Source organism: Synechococcus sp. MU1655 (assembly GCF_023630655.1).
Classification (GTDB): Bacteria; Cyanobacteriota; Cyanobacteriia; order PCC-6307; family Cyanobiaceae; genus Synechococcus_C.
Genome location: NZ_JAKUHK010000269.1, coordinates 1 through 2552, shown reverse-complemented (window position 1 = coordinate 2552; position 2552 = coordinate 1). Strand labels below are relative to the sequence as shown.

The window sequence follows — 2552 nt, the reverse complement described above, 5'->3', positions numbered from 1 at the left end:
CGTTGCTGTAGCCCTCACCAAGCACCATCCCGGCGATGGTCAGCAACAGCGTCCAGATCAAGCTGCCAGCCGTGGTCCAGATTAAAAACGGAGCCATCGGCATCAATTCAATGCCAGCAGGAACCGAAATCAGAGTGCGAATGCCTGGTACCAACCGTCCCCAAAACACCAAAGCAGTGCCATAACGGCTGAACCAGCGGCGGCTCCGCGCGAGCTCCTCAGGGCTGATGCCGATCCAGCGACCATGGCGCTCCAGCCATTGCTCAATGCGTTCTTCATTAATCAGGCGGCCGATGCCGTACCAAGGCAACGCACCCAGCACCGTTCCGATCAAACCCGCAAGGACAACGGGGATGAATTGCAATTGTCCTTGCTGCACATAAAACCCTCCCAAGGGCATGATCAGTTCTGAGGGGATGGGCGGAAACAAGTTTTCCAGAAACATGGCGGCAAAAATGGCGCCATACCCCAACCATTGATTCGCCTCAACGGCCTGTCCAATCAGCTCTGGCAGCTGAGTAATCAGTTCAGACAGACCCATTCACAATGATGACAAAGCGAAGCCAGTCTTTCATACTTTATGACCAAACGGTATCCTCGATAACGACGTGATTCGCGCATCAGAATCGGCGATAGATAGAAGAAAAAATATCTACGCATTCGAATCAGAAAAGCATCATTTGAGACGCTAGGCCTCAGGCGACCCCAAACCGTTTGGGACCCGAGGGAGCTCAGAGCACAAAGCCGATCGTTCAAAATCTCATCATTAGATCGAACAAATCCTTATCAATACTCTGAACACCTCACCCATCAATCAAGCAAAGAAGCTGCGTTGAAAGCGAAGCTCACCAGGCCGATCAAATGCCTGAAATGTCCACCCAAACAGGCCTACTCGAAATCATCAGCTCCAGAACAGAATGATGACTTTAAATTCCAGTAAAAAAACTAAATTCAAACAATTCGCCGCTTACCAGGCAATCTTTAAAAACATTAAGCCAAAAAAAAGGCTGCTTTCGCAGCCCTCCTCAATCAGTTGAAAATGATCAATAACGATAGTGATCAGGCTTATAGGGACCTTCCACAGGAACGTTAATGTAATCGGCTTGATCTTTGCTCAACTCAGTAAGCTTGCATCCGATCTTCTCAAGATGAAGGCGAGCCACCATCTCATCAAGGTGCTTAGGCAACACATACACCTCTTTGCCGTACTCACTGCCCTTCGTGAATAGCTCAATCTGAGCCAACACTTGATTGGTAAATGAGTTGCTCATCACGAAACTGGGGTGACCAGTGGCGCAGCCCAGATTCACGAGACGGCCTTCGGCAAGAAGAATAATCTTGTTGCCGCTTGGCAGGGTGATGTGATCCACCTGAGGCTTGATGTTGTCCCACTGGTAAGACTTCAACGAAGCGACATCGATCTCGTTGTCGAAATGTCCGATGTTGCAGACGATCGCTTCGTCCTTCATCTTGACCAGGTGCTCATTGCGGATCACCTGGTAGTTGCCCGTGGCGGTCACAAAGATGTCCATCTGATCCACCACATCCTCGAGGCGGACAACCCGGTAACCCTCCATCGCAGCCTGCAGTGCGCAAATGGGATCCACTTCAGCAATGCAAACGGTGGCACCAAGCCCACGCAATGACTGCGCAGAACCCTTGCCCACATCGCCGTAACCAACCACGAGGGCTTGCTTGCCAGCCACCATCACATCGGTCGCGCGCTTGATGCTGTCAACCAGAGATTCACGACAGCCATAGAGGTTGTCGAACTTGCTCTTCGTGACCGAATCGTTGACGTTGATCGCAGGGAAAGGAAGCTCTCCGTTCTTCTGCATCTTGTAGAGACGAGCCACTCCCGTGGTGGTCTCCTCGGTCACACCCTGAATCTCAGCCTTGATGCGGCTGTAGAAACTGGAATCCTTGGCCAACTTCTTCTTGATGGAAGCGAACAGGAAGGTCTCCTCTTCGTTGGAAGGGTTATCGAGCACGGTGATGTCCTGCTCAGCCTTGCTACCCAACATCACCAGACCGGTGGCATCTCCACCGTCGTCCAGGATCATGTTGGGCGTTCCGCCATCGCCCCATTCGAGAATGCTGTGGGTGTAATCCCAGTACTCCTCAAGGGTTTCACCCTTAACAGCAAAGACTGGAATGCCACCAGCAGCCATCGCAGCTGCGGCGTGGTCTTGGGTGGAGAAAATATTGCAGGAGGCCCAGCGCACATCAGCACCAAGCTCGACCAGGGTTTCGATCAGAACAGCTGTCTGAATCGTCATGTGAAGGGAGCCGGCAATCCGGGCCCCCTTCAAGGGCTTGTCCTTGCCGTATTTGGCACGCAATGCCATGAGACCGGGCATCTCGGTCTCAGCAATATTGAGTTCCTTGCGACCAAAATCGGCTAAACCGATATCTGCAATGACGTAGTCCTTTGCGACCTGAAGTTCGGCCGTTGCCGCGGCTGTTGCCACCATATTGAAAAGCTCCCTGGGGAGGATGTGAACGATAAATACTTCGGAGACGCCGAGGCTTCGGGCTCCCTTATTCGCCAA

Annotated in this window: 2 protein-coding genes; both read right to left on the bottom strand. The window is 52.2% G+C overall.

Features of this window, described 5'->3' with window-relative positions; all coding sequences use genetic code 11:
• Positions 1 to 541 (bottom strand): DedA family protein (locus tag NCN04_RS10530; RefSeq protein ID WP_250396067.1); only part of this gene is annotated, 541 nt, incomplete at its 3' end.
• Positions 542 to 1043: 502 nt separating this feature from the next.
• Positions 1044 to 2474: an adenosylhomocysteinase gene (gene ahcY, locus NCN04_RS10525; RefSeq protein WP_048347688.1), complete on the bottom strand. Its 1431-nt coding sequence runs from the start codon at positions 2472 to 2474 to the stop codon at positions 1044 to 1046.
• Positions 2475 to 2552: the final 78 nt, after the last annotated feature.

Excerpts from the sequence above, each read along its gene's own strand:
- ahcY (WP_048347688.1), bottom strand. The coding sequence starts at position 2,474 with ATGGTGGCAACAGCCGCGGCAACGGCCGAACTTCAGGTCGCAAAGGAC.